Below are 18214 nucleotides of genomic sequence, written 5' to 3'. Positions count from 1 at the left end.
GCCCGCACCATCCAGGAACTCGAAAACGCGGGCCTGGCCGGCTGCCACATCGAGGACCAGTTCAACCCCAAGCGCTGCGGGCACCTGGACGGCAAAAACGTCGTGGACATCGACACCGCCACCAAACGCATCCGCGCCGCAGCAGACGCCCGCCGGGACCCGAACTTCCTCATCATGGCCCGCACCGACATCCGCGCCACCGACGGAATACAGGCAGCCCAGGACCGTGCCCGTGCCCTCGTGGACGCAGGCGCTGACGCGATCTTCCCCGAAGCCATGCGTGACCTGGACGAGTTCCAAGCAATCCGCGACGCCGTGGACGTGCCCATCCTGGCCAACATGACCGAGTTCGGCAAAAGCGAACTCTTCACCGTCGAGCAGCTGCAAAGCGTCGGCGTGAACATGGTCATCTACCCCGTCACACTCCTCCGCATTGCCATGGGCGCTGCAGAAGCCACCCTCGAAACGATCAAACGGTTGGGCACGCAGGAGGTTCGCGTCCCGCAGATGCTGACCCGGGCCCGTCTCTACGAACTCGTCGACTACGAGGAATACAACCAATTCGATACCAGCCTCTTCAACTTCCAAATCCCCCACACTCGCTAGTCCAGCACTGCAACGAAGGAGTTCAGCATGGCTGATACAAAAGTTAAAAAAGGGCTTGCAGGAGTGGTGGTGGATTACACCGCCATCTCCAAGGTCAACGCAGACACCAACTCACTGCTCTACCGCGGGTACCCGGTCCAGGAACTGGCTGCCAAGTGCAGCTTTGAGGAAGTGGCGTACCTGCTCTGGAATGGCGAGCTGCCCACCACGGAGCAGCTGGCCGAATTCACCGCCCGCGAGCGTACCGGACGTGCCCTGGATCCTGTGGTGAAGCAGGTAGTTGATGCCTTGCCCACCACGGCCCATCCGATGGACGTGTGCCGTACGGCCACCTCCGTGATGGGCGCCCGGCATGAGCTTGCCGAGGACTCATCGCCCGAGGCCAACATGAAGAAGGCCATTGACCTGTGGGCGGCCATGCCCGCCGTTGTGGCGTACGACCAGCGCCGGCGCCGGGGCCAGGAAGCAGTGGAACCCCGCGATGACCTGGACTACTCCGCGAACTTCCTGTGGATGGCGTTCGGTGAAGAACCCGTGGACGAGGTCGTGGAGGCGTTCAACGTCTCGATGATCCTCTACGCGGAACACTCCTTCAACGCTTCCACCTTCACCGCCCGGGTGGTCACCTCCACGCTCGCGGACCTGCACTCAGCCGTGACCGCTGCTATCGGCGCGCTCAAAGGTCCTCTGCACGGTGGTGCCAATGAAGCAGTCATGCACACCTTCGATGAGATCGGCATCCGCAGCGAGGAATCCCTCGAAGAGGCCGCCTCCCGCGCCAAGACGTGGATGGAAGATGCCTTGGCCCAGAAGAAGAAGGTCATGGGCTTCGGTCACCGGGTCTACAAGCACGGCGATTCCCGGGTGCCCACCATGAAGGCCGCACTGGACAAGATGATTGCCCACTACGGCCAGCCGGAGCTCCTGGGTCTCTACAACGGCCTGGAGCAGGCAATGGACGAAGCAAAGGCCATCAAGCCCAACCTCGACTACCCGGCCGGGCCCACGTACCACCTGATGGGCTTCGAAACCCAGACGTTCACGCCCTTGTTCGTGGCCAGCCGCATCACCGGCTGGACGGCGCACGTCATGGAGCAGCTTGCCTCGAACTCCCTGATCCGCCCGCTAAGCGAATACTTCGGTACGGAGCAGCGCTCGATCTAAATCAGCCCCGTTCAGCCCCTAAACCGGCGGTGGGGCACCGGATGATCAAAAGGATCATCAACTATCGCAACGCTTCGGTGCCCCATCGCCTCATTGAAAACCCGGCCTCACGGAGCAGTCGGAAGTTACGACAGAAAGGACAGCCACCAATGGCCCTGCACCAACAACCCGACTGGGGACGCCTCCTTGGTCAACACGTGGAAATCCGCCAAGCCGGATGCTTGGTCCGGACGGGCATCGTTGACGCAGTGATGCCGGACAATTCGATACTTTGGATTTCAGCCGAGGGGCCGTGGCCCAGGGAAATGGTCGAGAAGACAGGGAACAGGGAAGTCTTCTCCCGCTACGAGTGGGACTTGCCTACGCCGATGTGACTACCTGGGATAACATCCTCGCTACGGATTGGCCTGAATTTATCGTCATCCTGCAGCGGGTGGTCCCGGACAACGAGCTCGCGTCTCGTCTGCTGGCCCGCGCTGCTGAGTCGGGACGCATTTCTTGGCCAAGTTTGAAGAGGCGTGCATTCGCCACGGATGGGGTGCGTTCCTGAAAGCAGGGCTGTATTCCTCCTATGTCACCGAGGGGCCCATGCTGCGCCCTGCTGGGTAACTATCTGTAGTTCCCACGAACGTTGTGAACAGCGTGGCGTGATTTAAAGGACGAGGGCCCGGGGTCGATTTGGGTTACGACGCTCATATCGATGCCCAAGAGGCCCTCGTGTTTTACCTTACCCATGCCTATGCCGGCCTCACACCCAGGGCCAGGGGGAAGCTCGCCGGTTTGGTCATCGAGCAGGGTTGGACGCTACGTCGGGCTGCGGAACGGTTCCAGTGCTCGCCGCCGACGGCCAAGATATGGGTGGACCGATACCGGCCCTTGGGCCAGGATGGCATGGCCGATTCGTCATCACGCTCCCGGCGCAGTCCTGCCGGACTCCCGAGCACCGAGTGGCAAATTGCGGCCCTGCGGTTTACTCGTCGCTGGAGATCGCACCGGATCGCACCGGCCCGCGGCCCACCTTCACGTGGCCCGCTCAACCGTCGGCAAGGTCCTGGCCAAGGTACCGGCTGCCGCGTAACTGCTTGCCTGGACCTGGGAACCGGGCTGCCCGTCCGCAAGCCCGCACCACGGCGCTACGCACACAAGAACGTCGGGAACCTCATCCATGTCGACATCAAGATGCTAGGTCGCATACCGGCCGCCGTCGGATACGCCTATCTGCACCATGCGGTTGATGACACTCACGGCTCGCCTACTCGGAAACCGTCGGTAACGAGAAAAAGGGAACTGCTGCGCCTTCTGGCTCCGTGTTGCAGTGTTCTTCCGCCGCCCAAGAAGTCAGGCCAAGGACCAGCCACCGGCGCAAGCAGAGCGCGCGCACAGAACACTTGAGAGGACATTTCGCATATGATATATTTTGTAAATGACAACAAAGGTGCGTGTTCGCGTAACTGAGGACCGCGTCGGTGTAGTGGAATTCGAGAACGGCCGGTACAACTTCCTGGACGGTGACCTCATTACATCTATCGCGGAGGCCTGTGAAGAACTTGCGGCACAGAGAAACGCCCGTTCCATCCTGCTTTGCAGCAGCGGCCGACATTTCTGTGCAGGCGCAGACTTCTCCGGCGCCGAGGAGAGCTTTTTCGAAGAGGCGGAATACGGCCGTCACCCCTACGACGCAATGGTCAGGATGCTTTCACTAGATCTTCCTGTTGTTGCGTCCGTCCAGGGAGCGGCGATTGGCGGCGGACTTGGCCTCGCGCTAGTTTGCGATTTTAGATTCGCCAGCCCAGAATCGCGATTTGCCGCACCGTTCGCCCGCCTCGGCATGCATCAGGGGTCAGCCATAAGCGTTACGCTGCCGCTCGTGGTCGGCCAGCAGAATGCCAAGGACCTGATGTTTACGGGTAGGCGGGTTAGTGGGGAGGAAGCATTCTCGCTTGGCCTGGTCGACAGGATCATCCCTGCCTCACAATTATCCGAGGGCGCGTACGAATATGCGGCAGCGATCGCCGCAAACGCGCCGATAACCCTTCGGTCGATTCGACGAACACTACGGGGCGACTTGATCAATCGGGCCAAGGAAGCGGTCAAGCACGAAATAGCAATTCAAGCCTTGGAACGAACCACGTTCGACCACAGAGAAGGCGTCGCAGCGGACCTCGCACGACGACTTCCGGCCTTCCTGGATCGTTAAGGAATCGATGTAAATCAAAGGCGCGACACAAGTGCAGATCAGTACCATCTGGCCTCAGCACATGACCAATATCGCTTAGCGAGGATGAGGTGATTACAAAACTTCGCCTTATCGGACAAGCCTCGGGCGGTCCTCGGATTGGAAGGAACTGCTTTAAACCCGTCACGCTGCTGTGACGATCAAAGGAAGGCCTATTAGGGTGGACATTCGGAAATTTCTGCAACCAGGCGACACCGTTGTAGTCGGTCAGGGTGCCGCAGAGCCCACTACGCTACTTGAAGAATTGGGACGGGCGTGTGAGACGATCGATGGTCTTTCTGCAATCTGCGGATATTCTCTTAGCGACGCTTGGCAGAAAATGCCGCCGGGCCGGTTGAAGATTAAATCCTATGCCGGACACGGCGCATTTCGGAAGATAAAATCCGCTGACGTCGATATCCTTCCGGAACATTACAGCCGGTTGGAGGGCCACATTGCCAGCGGTAGGATCCCTGTTGATGTCGTCATGTTGCAGGTGGGGCCCCTCGACGAAGAGGGATGCTACGACTTGGGCCTAACTGTCGATTATGCGGTTGTTGCGGCTGAGCATGCGCGCGTAGTTCTCGTAGAGGTGAACGAAAACATGCCTCGCACTAGGTCGACTCGGCGTCTTCCCGCCTCAAGGGTCACGGCTGCGATGACGAGCAGGCGTGATCTTCCGACGTCGCCGGCGCGACAGGCAAATGACGTGGAGGAAAGAGTCGCAGCGAATGTAGCTGGTCTGATTCCAGACCGTTCGGTCATTCAGCTGGGGGTGGGTGCGCTGGCTGATGCAGTTGCAAATCAACTTCACGACCGGCGCGGTTTGCGGGTTCGTTCTGGTCTTGCAGGAGATTGGCTGAAAGACCTTTGCGAGGCGGGGGCGGTGGATGAGCAGCCTGGGAGTATTGTAATTGGCCTTGCCCTGGGCAGCGATCATTTTTACTCGTTTATTCATGAGACAGATCGGGTAGAGTTTGCGCCAATTGATGTTCAGACGACAATGACTGGTTCGGAATTACGGATGCCGTATTTTTCGATCAACTCCGCAATCGAGGTTGACCTCCTTGGACAGGCAAATTCTGAGATTGTTGGCGAACGATATGTGGGGGCCGTAGGCGGTCAAGTCGACTTCTGTCGTACAGCACAGCGCAGTGGCAATGGTATGGCAATAATCGCTCTCGCCTCAACATCCAGAGACGGAAACAGCAGGATTGCTGCCTCTTTTGATCAGGGGATTGTGACAGCATCAAAGAGCGATGTAGATGTTGTCGTTACGGAATGGGGAGTTGCCGACCTGCGCGCTTGCACCTTCCGGGAGCGCGCACGTCGGCTAATTTCTATTGCTCATCCTAATTACCGCGAATACCTTGCAGCCAATGCGCGTAATTGGTAGAAATCCATCTTGTCACGGATCGATCTCTATCTTATGGATGTCATCTATTTCGATGACTCTTCCGCTTTCTTCCACGCACTACACACACTTTGAATAGGAGAAATAATGGTTCAAGATCTCAGTGGTAAGGTTGCGCTGATTACCGGCGGTACTGCCGGAGTCGGTTTCGAAGCTGCTCGTCAGTTGGCATCTCGAGGAGCAGACGTAGTCCTCACGGGACGTTCAGTGGAACGTGCAGAAGCTGCTGCCAGTGAACTCGCCGGTGTCAAAGGGTCAGTGACTTGGGAGCTGGGAGATGCCTCAGACCCTGATTCTCTGGTGGCGATAGTTGAGAAGGTCAGCAGTCAATACGACGGCGGAATAGACATGCTCGTGAGCGCGGGGGCAACGGGGGAGAGCGGTCCGGCACCTTTCGCGGATCTTAGCTTCGATGAAATAGTGCAGTCATTCAACACGAGGTTCTTTCCTCGGATCTTCCCGGTGCGCGCTGCCATTCCCGCCTTAAAGAGGCGAGGCGGATCGGTTGTCATGCTGACCACCGACGCCGCACGCCAAGTAACAACTGGTGAATCCGTCGTTGGAGCAGCCGGTGCGGGGGTGATCCTCCTGACGAAGGCACTTGGACGGGAATTTGCGCGGTGGAATGTCCGTGTGAATTGTGTGGCGATGACGCTGACCTCAGGCACGCCCTCCTGGAACCGGATCTTCGAAGGTGAAGGATTTCAGAACAAGATCTTCGAGAAGGCTTTGACACGATTCCCACAGGGTCGACCGCCGTCGGTGGAAGAGGTTGCTGACGTGGTGAGCTTTCTGGCAGCTGACGCAAGTCAGGTGACAGGGCAGACTGTTAGTGTCAATGGCGGCCTTTCGTTTGGAGGTTGGTGACGGACGAGCTTGTTAGGGCCCGGACGCGTTGCGTCCGGGCCCTCGCTGCGACACGTTCGTGCCCACGTCTTCAGTAGCCCAAGCGAGGACAAACCGACCTCCGCCGCGAGGTCCGGGGGCCTGCGATGTACCTTTCGATCAGTGCGAGCTTGAATTCGAACGAGTATGCCTGCTTCCCGCGGCTTGCTCACCAGTAGAGAAGCTTTACCGGCGAGCGGGACACCCCGGTAACCTTGCCGCCGCACTATCCGCGAGGGGATGCCCTTCTCAAACCACGCTACGGCAGCCTCACGCGGATCCTCGGATAACGAATTGCGTGCATCATAAACCGCTCGCCGGAAGTTGAAACTGAATCTTCCGGTCCAAACTTTCGGGGAGCAGTTCAGCTCGGGGCGTGCACCTTCCCATTCGCCGGGTTTCACGAACACCGTCCTTCGCTGGCCGCTTACCCGTCGGGGAGCGCCTTGATGGCCCTCAAAATTGAACAGATTCGAGGTCGCGCGTCGGCGGAATCTGTAACTACTCTGCCAGTCCTCAGCAATAGATTCTCCATACACCCGTGCTGGCAGTGCCATGAGCTTCATTTGAAGGACACCGCCGCGACCTTCATGAGCGGTCAAAGGCCTGCAGACCACGAAGCCTCCCGGGTAGGCCTCCCGGCGGGAACTTGCATTCGGCGTCCCGCAGATCTCAGTGCGGGACGCCATGGCCCATCATTAGTACCGGAGTGGCAAACGGCGGGGACTTGGTGTCGGCGATCACCGCTTCGGCCGGATCAGTTCCCACGGACAGGATGGCGTTATTGGTGTCGACATGCACGATCGAGGGGAGGAAGGCTCTGGCCTCCGCTTCACACATGGAGGCATAAGTAATGATAATGACCAGGTCACCCTCATGAACCAGATGCGCGGCGGCGCCGTTAATTCCGATGACTCCTGATCCTCGTTCCCCCGCGATGGTGTAGGTCTCCAACCGAGCCCCGTTGGTGATGTCCACGACGGATACGAGTTCCCCTGGGAGAATGTCAGCCGCCTCTAGCAGGTCGGTGTCGATCGTTATCGATCCGACGTAGTGCAGGTCGGCATGGGTGACGGTGGCACGGTGAATTTTGGATTTAAAAATCGTGCGGTGCATGGGACTCCTCATGGATGTTCCTGCAGGCTTGTTCGGCCCGGGCTTAATCGTTGGCCCGTCTGGATACCGGGTCGGTCGATAAAGGGTTAACCCTGTGGTGCTGTTGACGTCGGTTACATATCAAAGGTGTGCTCGGGGCCCGGAAAGGCGCCAGACCGCACATCGGCGCGGTATGCAACGGCTGCCTCGTGGATGATTGACCGTAGTTCCGCGTACTGCTTGACAAATGTTGCTACCCGGCCGCCGTGAAGGCCAAGCATGTCCGGCCAAACTAAGACCTGCCCTGTGGTGGCATTACCGGCCCCAATCCCGACGGTCGGGATGTGGAGCTCGGCGTCGATCTGCTTCGCAACTGCGGCCGGCACCATCTCCATGAGCACGCAGAAGGCCCCTGCGTCCTGAAGCGCCACAGCATCAGCCACGAGGGAATCGGCCGCATCACCGCGTCCCTGAACCCGATAGCCGCCGAGGGCGTGTTCACTTTGCGGGGTGAAACCTATATGGGCCATAACCGGGACTCCCGCATCGGTTACGGCGCGGACCCGGTCTGCGTAGACGGCGCCTGCTTCCATCTTGACCGCGTGTACGCCTCCTTCCTTCAAGAGCCGAACGGACGATTCCACGGCCTGGGCGGGTGAGGCCTCGTAGGAGCCAAATGGCAGGTCGCAGACCACCAGCGCACGTCGAGCCGCAGTGGTGACGGACTTGGCAAAGACGATCATGTCGTCCATCGTTATGGGCAGAGTGGTCTTATAGCCCATAACATTGTTGGCGGCCGAGTCGCCGACGAGGAGCACCTCTATGCCAGCCTCGTCAAAGATTTGGGCCACGTATTGGTCATAGGCGGTCAGCATAGCGAACTTCTCGCCTGCAGCCTTGGCTTTTGCCAAGTGGTGGGTGCGGATTCTGGCCATGGGCCGGGTTGCGGAGGGAGAGGAAGACAGTCTAGGAGCGGGCTCTCCGTTGCCGTAAGGGACGGTCTCTTCGGGCTGCATCTTCAATTGCCTGTCTTTTCGGTTTCTTGGAACGGTTTAGCGCGGAAAGCTTGGCTTCGGACATCCCCTTTGTCGACGTCACGTTGTTTGCTTGCTAGGGAGGAGCAAAATCCCGCTTTGACTTCCTGAAAAATATATAAAATTTTGTGAATGACCACAAGTGCCCGTTCGAACCGGCCACTCATCATGGCGCAATTAACGGCACCGACGCCCTGCACCTCACATTCAATCGCCTCTCGGGGACGGGCGGCGCGAGTGTCCACTCGACCGTCGTGGTTGACCCGCCGGGCGCGTGAGCGCGACTGAGGGCTACTTCAGCCAGCGAAACGGGGTCTTTGAGCCCCTACCCGTCGCTTCGAGCGGATGGCACCCCCGACCGTTTGCGACGCCGTGCCATAACCTGAATCCTGGCACGGGCGGCCGAGAAGGCTTTCCAAGTGCAGGGCCGGCAACCCGCGCGGGCGTCTTTCGAGCTCTTCCGCCCCGCGATTATGACGGCGTCGACCACTCGCACCACCGTCGTGCGCAGCGGTGGCCGACGAACCCTGGTCTACAGCGAACTGGTTCAGTGCGACGTTGTAGGGGCGCGCGCACATGTCCTCGTCATGGTGCTGTCGGAGAACCAGGATTGCCCCCTCTGGGTTGCTGCTGACGGGCATCTGATTCCCCCGCCGACCGGCATGTGTGGCGATGATGAGGGGCAAATTAATCGGAGGAACAGCGGATGGACCTCACAGGCTGCCGACCACTTCAACGAGCACGCGAAGGCCGTGCGGCAGGAGCCGCTTACAATTGTGCAGGGCGAGTCGCCTGCACCGTTCCAGTACCAGCGACATCACCAGCCTCGTCGTGCACCGGGGCCACCGCGGGCTCGAGTGCATCAATGCGGACGTGTCCGCCGCCTTCTCTCGTCTCCTTGTTGGTCCGGAGCCTTCGGCTCGACGAGCGTTGGTGGCCTGGACAACTCCGGTCACGCCGTGGCTGTGGGCCGCGCAGACAGGGCAACGAACTCAGACTCACGGCAGTAGCAGCGATATCTTGCCAGAGTAGCCCTCAGCACTCCGGAGTGCTCCGATCTCGTTACACCTCTCAGGGGAGGGTGCCGGCCGCGGGCACCGCCCAGCGAGGCGTTGCCAGTTCCAATGGCATCCCTGTACGTCCGTGACGGACGAGCGCAGCTTTGAATCCGGGCGTGACGCGGGTGAGCTGGAAGTCCGAGCGGCTCTACGTCCCCGCTGACTTTCGCGGCAATTACGCCGCGTCGATTCCCTCCAGCGGTACACGGATCAGCGTGAGCGCGATGAGTCCTAGCACGCAACTGGCCGCGACGTATATGCCGAGGGATACAGGCGTGCGGGTCGCCGCGAGCAGCGCCACCATGATGAAGGGCGCGAGGCCGCCGCCGATGATGTTGGCGAACTGGGTGCCGAGAGAGATACCCGAGTATCGCACCCTGGCCGGGAACATCTCAGCCCAGAGAGCCGATCCAGGGCCGAACATCATGCCCACTGAAACCATGCCAACGCACGCGGCGACAGTGAGAAGTGTGAAGTCGCGGGACTGGGCAAGGGGGAACATAACAAAGACCCATATTCCTGCCACGGCAATTCCAGCGGCATACAGCCGGCGCCGCCCGATCTTGTCAGATAGCCAGGCGAAGAAGACCGTGGCCGTCGCGAACGCGGCTATGGACAGCATGATGACGACGAGCATGAGATCCTTTGCGACGTGCAAGTCATTCACCGCGTACTGGAGCATGCCCGTCGATACGACGTAGAACATAATCGTCGCAGGCAGGAAAGCAAACACGATGAGGATCATTTGCTTGGGGCGCCGCAGCACCTGGATTACTGAGGAGCGCGGAGAACGGGACCGCTCGCCGAGCCTGGTCTCGGCCTCATTAAACTGCGGGGTTTCCTCTATGTACTTGTGCACGATGAACGCAATAGGAAACATCACGACAGTAAGGAGGAACGGCACCCGCCATCCCCAGGAGAGGAACTGCTCGTTCGTTGTTACCTCGCCCATGAATAGGAAGACCAGCGTGCCTGTGATCATGCCGATCGTGATGCCGATCTGTGGGAGTGCTCCGTACAGGCCGCGGCGGTGGCGCGGAGCCTGCTCGATCGACAAGAGGGTGGCACCCGCCCACTGTCCGCCGAGCGAGATGCCCTGCAAGATGCGCAGGAGTACGAGGATGATCGGGGCAGCAAGACCAATCGTGCTGTAACCGGGCAGGAACCCGATGAACAGGGTCGAGCTGGACATGATGATTATCGACACTAGGAGCGCCGGCTTGCGCCCGAACTTGTCCCCGATGTGCCCGAAAATGGCTGCGCCGATTGGGCGCCCGGCGAAACCGACGGCGAATGTCGCGAAGGAGGCCAGGACGCCGACGATCGGGTCCATCGAGGGAAAGAATTGGCTGTTAAGTACGAGCGAGGCTGCTGTACCGTAAATAAGGAAATCGTAGTACTCAATCGACTGAGCGGCGACTCCGGCGAACAGGAGACGGCCGTGCCTTCGTCGGTGGGGTTTAGCGTCGAATTTGACGCTGGTTTCAATTGTCATTGAAGTACCTCTTCCAGGGTTGTCCCGGACGTCGTTGACCGGTACAGGTTTCCAGCCTCACTGCGCGACAATATATTTGATATTTGCTGTGGGTAAGTCTCCCTTGATGTTGAGCTCATGTTCGTGCAACCAGAGGGGGATCCCATGGAAAGCTCGTGCGCGTGTCCGGCGGACGGACCGAGCCCTGTCCAACGACAGCGGGCCTGACGCGTGAAGAGCGTCCGGGCCACTGTCTGGGAACGTCAGCGACCGGTGACCTTCCCGAAGATCCGAGCGATGGGAACTAGCAGCAGGGGACGCGCTGCGAGCCATGCTGCGGCGATGATTACGACCGATGTCACGAAGGTCCAGAATCCCGTCCATGAAACCCCGTCTTGTGAGGCGTACATGTGGTTGAGATTCGTAAGCACTCCGGTTGCGAAAACGAGTGTCACGTGCAGGGCTATGAAGGCCACGAAGTAAAGCATCACTGGGAAATGCACTGCGCGAGCCCACTCAACAGGAAAGGCTTTGCTGAGCCGTTCGGAGCTCCTGGGCCAGAACCCGCTCATCCTGAAGCCTGTCACCCCTGCGAGAGGCGCAGCCATGAACACGGTGGTGAAGTAGGCGAGCTGCTGAAGGCTGTTGTAGTTGACCCAGCCGTTCTCGGTCGGCCAGTTGAGCGAGGCGTACTGCAGGAAGGCCGAGAGCGCGTTGGGGAAGACCTGCCAGCTCGTGGGAACGATCCGCACCCACTGCCCGGTCGCGAACAGCAAGATCACGAATACCGCTCCGTTGACCAGCCACAGCACATCGAGCGACTGATGCAGCCACAGAGTGAGGCTGATCTTCGTTGCGCCTGGCCGTCTCGCGCTGAAGAAGACGGTGGGCCTCTTCTCAGTCCGAACGCCCAGCCCGGAGCGAATGATGAGGACCATAAGGAACACATTGAAGAAATGTTGCCAACCGAGCCATGGCGGCACCCCGATGGGGGCGCCGTCGGGGAGGTGGTATTCGCCTGGGTAAGTGGTGAGGAAGTCCCTAAGAGCCTCGGTTCCGAGCAGGAATTTGACCAAAAGGATTCCAGTGGCCGCGACGATGCCGGCTGCGAGGGCGGCGATCACGATTCGGGCCGGCCGGGAAAGACTCCGGCGGGACTCGCGCTGCCTGCGGCTTCCACTCTCAGGTACACCGTACGCGTTTCCGCCGGCCATTGACATGGCTCTTGATGGCGTTCCTTCCGTGGCGGACTCTCCGTTTTCTGTGGCGACCAGCCTCCCGGAAGGCCCTCCAGCAGGCTGGGCAGCATTGGCCGCCACTATTGTTGCATCCGCGGACGCAGCGGCAGAAACAGACTTGACGTCAGTGGCATCCGTCGCCGTCAACCCCTCTTGGGGCCACGGCTCGTGGCCTGCAACCCGCGGTAGTCCGCGCCTAAGGACAAAGGTGGATCCCGAAACGTGCGCCGGCGCAGCTACGGCCGGCGCTTCCGACAGCACGGGCAGGGCGAGGTCTGTAGCGGCAGCTGGGGCAGCGGGCGGCCTAGGTTCGCCACCGGCAATGCGCGGCAAACCGCGGCGCGCAACCGGTGGTGCTCCGGCGTCGGCCGAGGCGGCCGGAGTGCCGGTTGAGGTTGGTTTCGCAGCTGCCCGAATACCCCCCTGGGCCGCAGAGGCTGGTTCGGTACCAAGCGGCCCGAGGAGCCCTGCGGATGGCCATGGGTTGCCTCCGGCAACGCGCGGCAGCCCGCGGCGCATGTTCAGATCTGTCATGGCCCGTTACTTCCCGCGCGCCGCAAGCGCTTCAATCGCCTGCGGAACGACCGTGAACACGTCGCCGACGATGCCAAAGTCAGCCACGTCGAAGATGGGGGCGTCAGGGTCCTTATTGACAGCGACGATGGTCTTCGAGGTCTGCATGCCGGCCCTGTGCTGGATGGCCCCTGAGATGCCTAGTGCGACGTAGAGCTGCGGTGACACGGACACGCCGGTCTGCCCCACCTGGTGCGGCTGGGTGACGAAGCCCGCGTCGACCGCCGCCCGGGAAGCGCCCAGGGCTGCGCCGATCGAATCAGCGAACTGCTCGACGAGGATGAAGTTCTCCTTCGTGCCGAGGCCCCGGCCGCCCGAAACGACTCGCGTTGCGCTGCGCAGCTCGGGTCGTGAGGATGCCTGCCCGAGGAATTCGATATCGCCCGCGACAGCTGCTGGGACCCCGGACGGTGAGAAGGAAAGCGGTTCGGTCTTGATAGGCTTCGCCTTTGCACGCGCATCGCCGGACCCTTGGCGCATCGTGATCACGGGCGTCCCATAGGTCGCGGCTGAGTCTGCGAGGAAGGCGCCGCCGAACACGGAGTGGTGGGCTATTACGCCTTCAGCGTCACGTGAAACGCCGACCGCATCCACGATGAGGGCGGCACGCTTGCGCACGGCGAACCGAGCGGCGACATCGCGGCCGGCGATGGAGTTGGAAACGAGGACGGCTGCGGGACAAACGGCGTCATATGCTGCCGCGAGAGCGTCGACGACCGGCACCGTGAGGGCGTCAGCGTCGGCCTCGGCCGTGAGCACAAGGCCTGCGCCGGCCATTGCTGCCGCGTCGACAGCGGTTTGGGCGGCGCCGGAAGGCGCGGCGACGAGGGCCACAGGATTGCCAATCTGGGAGGCAGCGCCGATCAGGGCCGCCACGCTGCTGGCCGCCTCACCTGTCGGGGCGACTTCGACCAGGACGAGGATCGCGTTATCGGGGTAGCTCATGACTTCCTCACACCAATTGGTTCTGGATTAGATACTCAGCCAGCTTCATGCCGGCGTCGCCCTCGTCGGTGATCTTTACACCGGCTGCACGTGGGGGCTTCTTGGAGACCGCCATCATGATGGTTCGCGGCGCCGCGGACGGGTCGGCCGAGACCTGCAGATCGGCCAGCGAGAGAACGTCGATGGGTTTCTTCTTGGCCGCCATGATGCCCTTGAAATTGGGGAATCGGGCCTCCGGGAGCGCCTCGGTGATCGAAATGACCACGGGAAGCGGGGCGGATACGTGTTGCGTGCCGAACTCTGACGCCCGCTTGCCCGAAACGCCGTCGGCCGCGATCTCGACGGCACTCAGAGCCGTGAGGTGCGCGAATCCGAGGTGTTCCGCGATCATGGCCGGGATGACACCGCCGGACCCGTCGGTTGAAATGTTACCGGCGATGACGACGTCCGGTTCGCCGCGCCGTATCGCGGCCGCGAGCACTTCGGCCGTGAGTCCGAGATCCGCGCCGACGAGGTCCTCGTCGACCACGTGCACTGCGGATCCTGCGCCAATCGCAAGCGCGCGTCGCACGGACGCCGTCGCAGACTCGGGTGCCATGGATAGGGCAATGACCTCGGTCCCCGGATTCCCATCGGCATATGCGAGTGCGACCTCGAGCGAGCGCTCCGTGATCTCATCTAGCACCGGATCATTCGCACCACGATCTACCAGGCCCGTCTCGAGGCTGAGCCCACGGTCACCATAGGTATCTGGAACTTCTTTTACCAAGACAAATATTTTCATTGGAACCTCCTTACCTAATAATATAAAAAATATTCTTCAGTGACTAGAGGCGGCACCAGTTCGGCAAAGCACACCCGCATCGTGGAGCCGGGCCAGTTCGGCGGAACTCAGACCCAACGCCGCGGAGAGCACTTCATCGGTGTCGGCACCGAGCGCGGGAGCCGTAGCGGTCGAGCCATACTCGTCGTGTTCGAGGATTGGCGAACGGGCCGAGATCACGGAGCCGATTCCGGGCTGATCGACGTCGGCGAGGACGCCACTGGTTCCTCCCGCGGCGAAGTCAGCGACCACTTCTGTCATTGTGCGGTACCTGCTCCAGAGCACGCCCTCTTCGGTCAGCGCACTGGCCACTGCGTCACTCGTGCTGCTGGCGAACCACGGCCGCATTACCGCGGCAATGACCTCCCGGTGCAGATATCGGTCGTCCTCGCGGGAGAAATCTACGCTCAGTGACTCTTCGAGCGCCGCAAGCACGCCTCGGGTTCCGGTCGCACGGCCGAGAGCCACCCACTGCCGCGGCGTGAGAGCCACGACCATGATGCGTTGGCCGTCGACGGTCTTGAAATCGACACCGAATGTCCCGTACATGTAGTTGCCGTGCCTTGCTCGATCGCCGTACTCACGTGCCTCTGAGAGCCAGCCGAGGTTTGCCACGCCCGCGAGGGCGACGTCGGCGAGGGCAATCTTGAGGTCGGCTCCCTCGCCCGTACGGTCCCGGCGGCGCACCGCAGCGAGTAGCCCCATTACAGCTGTCATGCCGGCGATGTAGTCCCATGCAGGCAGCACGTGGTTGATCGGTGTGCGCGAGTCGCCCGGCCCCGTCAGATCAGCCACGCCGACGTCCGGGTTGACGGTGTAGTCCACCGCAGGGCCGCCGTCGGCTCTGCCAGCGATGTGCATGCGGATCGCATCCGGACGCCGCGCCGCCAGCGCGCCGTGGGACAACCATGGTCGGCCGACCTGGTTGTCGACCAAGATACCAGCATCCGAACCCGGTCGGGTCGCCAGGGCGAGGACAAGCTCCTGCCCTTCTGGGGACCGGACGTCGATCGTGACCGACTTCTTGCCGCGATTAAGCGACGACCAGTACAAACTGGCGCCCGTCTCGCGGGACAGTGGCCAGCGCCGTATGTCCGGGCCGCCGGTCAGTGGGTCGATGCGAATGACTTCGGCACCGAGCTGCGCAAGCGCCATTCCCGCCGAGGGCCCTGCGACGAAGGAGGCGAACTCGACGATTCTTAGGCCGGCTAGCGGCGAGATGCTCACAACGGTCCTCAGACGTTTGCCGCAAGGGCATCCGCTAGGGCGATGACGCCCTCTGCTGTCTTCACGTGGGCGATGTCGACGTGCTGTCCCTCGAAGTTGATGGCCGCACTCCCTGATTCCTCGGCGCGACGGAAAGCGTCGATCAGTCGGCGCGCCTGATCCACGGTTGCAGCCGAGGGTGCGAACACATCGTTGGCGATTGCCACATGAGACGGGTGGATCGCCACCAACCCGCGGTAGCCGAGGCGGCGGTTGTCCTTACAGAATTCCTGGCATCCCTCGATATCTTGGATGTCCTGCCACACGCCCACCAGGGGATGCGTCAGACCGTTCGAGCGAGCGGCGAGAACTATCCGGCTTCGCATGTACAGGGTCTCCAAGCCTTCCGTGGTGAACTCGATGCCGAGCTCGCGCCCCGCGTCCGCGTTCGGCCCGGTCGCGCCGAGAAGCGACGCCACGCGCGGGCTGGCCGCAGCAATCTCCTCGCATTGGGCCATAGAGGTTGCGGTCTCGTAGCAGACGATGAGCTTCACGGTGCCGACCTCGATATTGATGCGCTGTTCAAGGTGGCTCAGCACGGCGTCCAGGCGAACAATGTCCCGCGCGTCGTAGACCTTGGCTAAGAACAAGCCGGCAAGACCGGGTCGCACCACAGCCTCGAGATCGCCACCGAGCAGGCCGGTCTCGTCGGGATTGGCGCGCACCCAAAGGTCGGGACGCACGCCTTCCGCCGTCAGCCGGTCAATCGTGGCGCCCACGATGCTGCGCGCCTCCAGCTTCTCCGCGTTAGGCACCGAGTCTTCCAAATCTAGGATCAGGGCGTCCGCTCCGGAGGCGACGCCCTTGTCGGCCCAGCTGGCCCTGTGCCCGGGAACAAAAAGCATGGAACGGTAGGGTTTCATAGTGATCTCCTCTGATCGTGAGGGTTTGTGGATTTTGTCCGCATCAGGACTCGTCGGCGTACAGGACGCCCGTGGCAAGGAGCTCCTCAACGCGGCAGGGCGGGAGCACCTCGCCAGCAATAGCGCGGGTGTCGGCACCCACCTTTGGTGCGCGTCCGTGGCGGTCGGGACGTACTCCGTCAAAGGTCCACGGCGGCCGCACGAGAACCAGCCCGTCCGGCTGACGATCCACCATCTGCAAGTGGCGGATCTGCTCGTGTTCAAGATATTCCGTGGGTGACAGGACGGGAGCGAAGGGAACGTCCGCCTCCGCAAGCACTGCCTCCCAGTGAGCTCTGGACTTTGCGGCGAACTCCCGCTCAATGATCGGTACGAGGTCGGAGTAGTTCGCCACACGAGTCCGGTACTCCGCAAAGCGGGGATCGCAGACGAGGTCCTCGCGACCAAACGCCTCGCACATCGCCTGAAAGAATTTCTGGGACGACGAGAGGTGGATGGCAAGGTACTGGCCGTCGGAGGTTGGAACGCAGAAGTTCTGCGCCTGGGGGTGCCGGCTCGTGCGGGTCGGATCAGTGCCAAGCTCAAAGGCCTGCGTGATCGCGTCCGTGGTGAGCACGCTTACCGCTTCCATGATGGATGTTTCCACGCGTTGCGGCTGGCCGGTCGTGAGCCGTCCGACGAGCGCCGCCAGCACGCCCGCCGCCGTGCTCAGGCCCGTTATCAGGTCGGCACTCAGTCCGCCAGCAAGCTGTGGCTGTCCCCGATCAGCCCACATAGAGTAGAGCCCGCCGAACGCATGCCCAATGGTGTCGTAAGCGGGACGGTTCGCAAGCGGCCCCGTCGAGCCGAATCCCGTGACCGATCCGTAGACGATGTCTGGACGAAGTTCGCGGCACGCCTCGGATCCGAGGCCGAGCGCTGCGAGCTTCCCCGGCCGCAAATTCTCGAGCACAACGTCGAAGCGCGGGATCAATGACTTGACGATCTCAACGCCCTCTGCTGACTTTAAGTCAACCGCGAGACTCTGCTTACCCGTGTTGTACTGCCGAAAATAGGGACTCTTATCATTCTGATGCCGGCGAAAGTCCTCGCCTGCCCCGGGTCGCTCGACCTTGACGACTTCGGCGCCAAGGGAGCACAGGATCGAGGTGCCCAGCGGCAGGGCTATATACCCGCCGATCTCGAGGATCCTAATGCCTTCCAGTGGTTTGTGTTGCATTTGCTCCGCCTTTGTGAGCTCGATCCGCAATGGGTGGTAACTGGCCCGGCATCGCATCATTACAGAAACCGGGCCGCGCCCCTCTAATTTCTAATATAATATATTTACTGCCTACATCTCAAGGCCCGACCGACCGAGATGACAACAATGCAATCGGCACAATGAAACAAGCTCAGTTTGTGACCACGCAAACTGCTCTGGCGAGTAACGTTCCCCCGGTTGAAGAATCAGCTGCTCGCTTTCGTAACGCAACGAGCCTGACGTTCGGGGACTTCCCGCCCGAGACCCTCCGCTACGGCAACCTCCCCTCGACCCACCAGGCGTGCTTCCGAATGCGAGACA

Annotated in this window: 15 protein-coding genes and 1 pseudogene; 7 read left to right on the top strand and 9 right to left on the bottom strand. The window is 61.3% G+C overall.

The window, feature by feature from the left end; all coding sequences use genetic code 11:
• From AB0N72_RS19545 to AB0N72_RS19515, 7 genes and pseudogenes are all read left to right on the top strand, one after another.
• Positions 1–606 (top strand): isocitrate lyase/phosphoenolpyruvate mutase family protein (locus AB0N72_RS19545; RefSeq protein WP_364081399.1); only part of this gene is annotated, 606 nt, incomplete at its 5' end.
• 27 nt (positions 607–633) lie between these two features.
• Positions 634–1770, top strand: a complete 1137-nt coding sequence (locus tag AB0N72_RS19540) for a bifunctional 2-methylcitrate synthase/citrate synthase (protein ID WP_363934159.1) — start codon at positions 634–636, stop codon at positions 1768–1770.
• Positions 1771–1919: 149 nt separating this feature from the next.
• Complete coding sequence (locus tag AB0N72_RS19535) at positions 1920–2144, top strand: hypothetical protein (protein WP_363934157.1); 225 nt, start codon at positions 1920–1922, stop codon at positions 2142–2144.
• Positions 2145–2487: 343 nt separating this feature from the next.
• A pseudogene (locus AB0N72_RS19530) lies at positions 2488–3094 on the top strand (leucine zipper domain-containing protein); the annotation flags it as partial.
• A 99-nt stretch (positions 3095–3193) separates the two neighbouring features.
• A complete protein-coding gene (locus AB0N72_RS19525; RefSeq protein WP_363934155.1) occupies positions 3194–3967 on the top strand; it encodes an enoyl-CoA hydratase/isomerase family protein in 774 nt (257 codons plus the stop codon).
• A gap of 199 nt (positions 3968–4166) precedes the next feature.
• Positions 4167–5381 (top strand): acetyl-CoA hydrolase/transferase C-terminal domain-containing protein, encoded by a 1215-nt coding sequence (locus tag AB0N72_RS19520; protein ID WP_363934154.1) that lies wholly within the window; start codon positions 4167–4169, stop codon positions 5379–5381.
• Between the two features lie 105 nt (positions 5382–5486).
• Entirely contained in the window at positions 5487–6266 is a 780-nt protein-coding gene (locus AB0N72_RS19515; RefSeq protein WP_363934152.1) for an SDR family oxidoreductase, read from the top strand.
• A gap of 690 nt (positions 6267–6956) precedes the next feature.
• Here the strand turns inward: AB0N72_RS19515 and panD are convergent.
• The 9 genes from panD to AB0N72_RS19470 all read right to left on the bottom strand — a co-directional run bounded on the left by panD (position 6957) and on the right by AB0N72_RS19470 (position 17872).
• Positions 6957–7400, bottom strand: coding sequence for an aspartate 1-decarboxylase (gene panD / locus AB0N72_RS19510; protein ID WP_363934150.1), 444 nt, complete (start codon positions 7398–7400; stop codon positions 6957–6959).
• A gap of 113 nt (positions 7401–7513) precedes the next feature.
• Positions 7514–8314, bottom strand: a complete 801-nt coding sequence (gene panB, locus AB0N72_RS19505; RefSeq protein WP_363934149.1) for a 3-methyl-2-oxobutanoate hydroxymethyltransferase — start codon at positions 8312–8314, stop codon at positions 7514–7516.
• Positions 8315–9646: 1332 nt separating this feature from the next.
• Positions 9647–10966 carry an MFS transporter gene (locus AB0N72_RS19500; protein WP_363934148.1) on the bottom strand — a complete coding sequence of 440 codons (1320 nt, stop codon included), beginning with the start codon at positions 10964–10966 and terminating at the stop codon, positions 9647–9649.
• Between the two features lie 242 nt (positions 10967–11208).
• On the bottom strand, positions 11209–12717 hold the full coding sequence (locus AB0N72_RS19495) for a cytochrome b/b6 domain-containing protein (RefSeq protein WP_363934147.1): 1509 nt from the start codon (positions 12715–12717) through the stop codon (positions 11209–11211).
• 6 nt (positions 12718–12723) lie between these two features.
• Positions 12724–13701, bottom strand: coding sequence for an electron transfer flavoprotein subunit alpha/FixB family protein (locus AB0N72_RS19490; protein WP_363934145.1), 978 nt, complete (start codon positions 13699–13701; stop codon positions 12724–12726).
• Between the two features lie 7 nt (positions 13702–13708).
• Complete coding sequence (locus tag AB0N72_RS19485; protein ID WP_363934144.1) at positions 13709–14485, bottom strand: electron transfer flavoprotein subunit beta/FixA family protein; 777 nt, start codon at positions 14483–14485, stop codon at positions 13709–13711.
• 36 nt (positions 14486–14521) lie between these two features.
• Entirely contained in the window at positions 14522–15751 is a 1230-nt protein-coding gene (locus AB0N72_RS19480; protein ID WP_363934143.1) for a CoA transferase, read from the bottom strand.
• 8 nt (positions 15752–15759) lie between these two features.
• The gene (locus AB0N72_RS19475) at positions 15760–16653 is read right to left on the bottom strand and encodes a CoA ester lyase (RefSeq protein WP_363934141.1); all 894 of its coding nucleotides are present in this window, start codon (positions 16651–16653) and stop codon (positions 15760–15762) included.
• A gap of 43 nt (positions 16654–16696) precedes the next feature.
• Positions 16697–17872, bottom strand: a complete 1176-nt coding sequence (locus AB0N72_RS19470; RefSeq protein WP_363934139.1) for a CaiB/BaiF CoA-transferase family protein — start codon at positions 17870–17872, stop codon at positions 16697–16699.
• Positions 17873–18214: the final 342 nt, after the last annotated feature.

The organism is Paenarthrobacter sp. NPDC089307, assembly GCF_040685055.1.
In the GTDB taxonomy this organism is placed as follows: domain Bacteria; phylum Actinomycetota; class Actinomycetes; order Actinomycetales; family Micrococcaceae; genus Arthrobacter.
This window is presented reverse-complemented; position numbering and strand designations above follow the sequence as displayed.

Coding starts and splice junctions, on each gene's coding strand:
- AB0N72_RS19490 (WP_363934145.1), bottom strand. CDS start 13,701: ATGAGCTACCCCGATAACGCGATCCTCGTCCTGGTCGAAGTCGCCCCG.
- AB0N72_RS19495 (WP_363934147.1), bottom strand. CDS start 12,717: ATGACAGATCTGAACATGCGCCGCGGGCTGCCGCGCGTTGCCGGAGGC.
- AB0N72_RS19500 (WP_363934148.1), bottom strand. CDS start 10,966: ATGACAATTGAAACCAGCGTCAAATTCGACGCTAAACCCCACCGACGA.
- panB (WP_363934149.1), bottom strand. CDS start 8,314: ATGGCCAGAATCCGCACCCACCACTTGGCAAAAGCCAAGGCTGCAGGC.
- AB0N72_RS19525 (WP_363934155.1), top strand. CDS start 3,194: ATGACAACAAAGGTGCGTGTTCGCGTAACTGAGGACCGCGTCGGTGTA.
- AB0N72_RS19475 (WP_363934141.1), bottom strand. CDS start 16,653: ATGAAACCCTACCGTTCCATGCTTTTTGTTCCCGGGCACAGGGCCAGC.
- AB0N72_RS19485 (WP_363934144.1), bottom strand. CDS start 14,485: ATGAAAATATTTGTCTTGGTAAAAGAAGTTCCAGATACCTATGGTGAC.
- AB0N72_RS19470 (WP_363934139.1), bottom strand. CDS start 17,872: ATGCAACACAAACCACTGGAAGGCATTAGGATCCTCGAGATCGGCGGG.
- panD (WP_363934150.1), bottom strand. CDS start 7,400: ATGCACCGCACGATTTTTAAATCCAAAATTCACCGTGCCACCGTCACC.
- AB0N72_RS19515 (WP_363934152.1), top strand. CDS start 5,487: ATGGTTCAAGATCTCAGTGGTAAGGTTGCGCTGATTACCGGCGGTACT.
- AB0N72_RS19540 (WP_363934159.1), top strand. CDS start 634: ATGGCTGATACAAAAGTTAAAAAAGGGCTTGCAGGAGTGGTGGTGGAT.
- AB0N72_RS19535 (WP_363934157.1), top strand. CDS start 1,920: ATGGCCCTGCACCAACAACCCGACTGGGGACGCCTCCTTGGTCAACAC.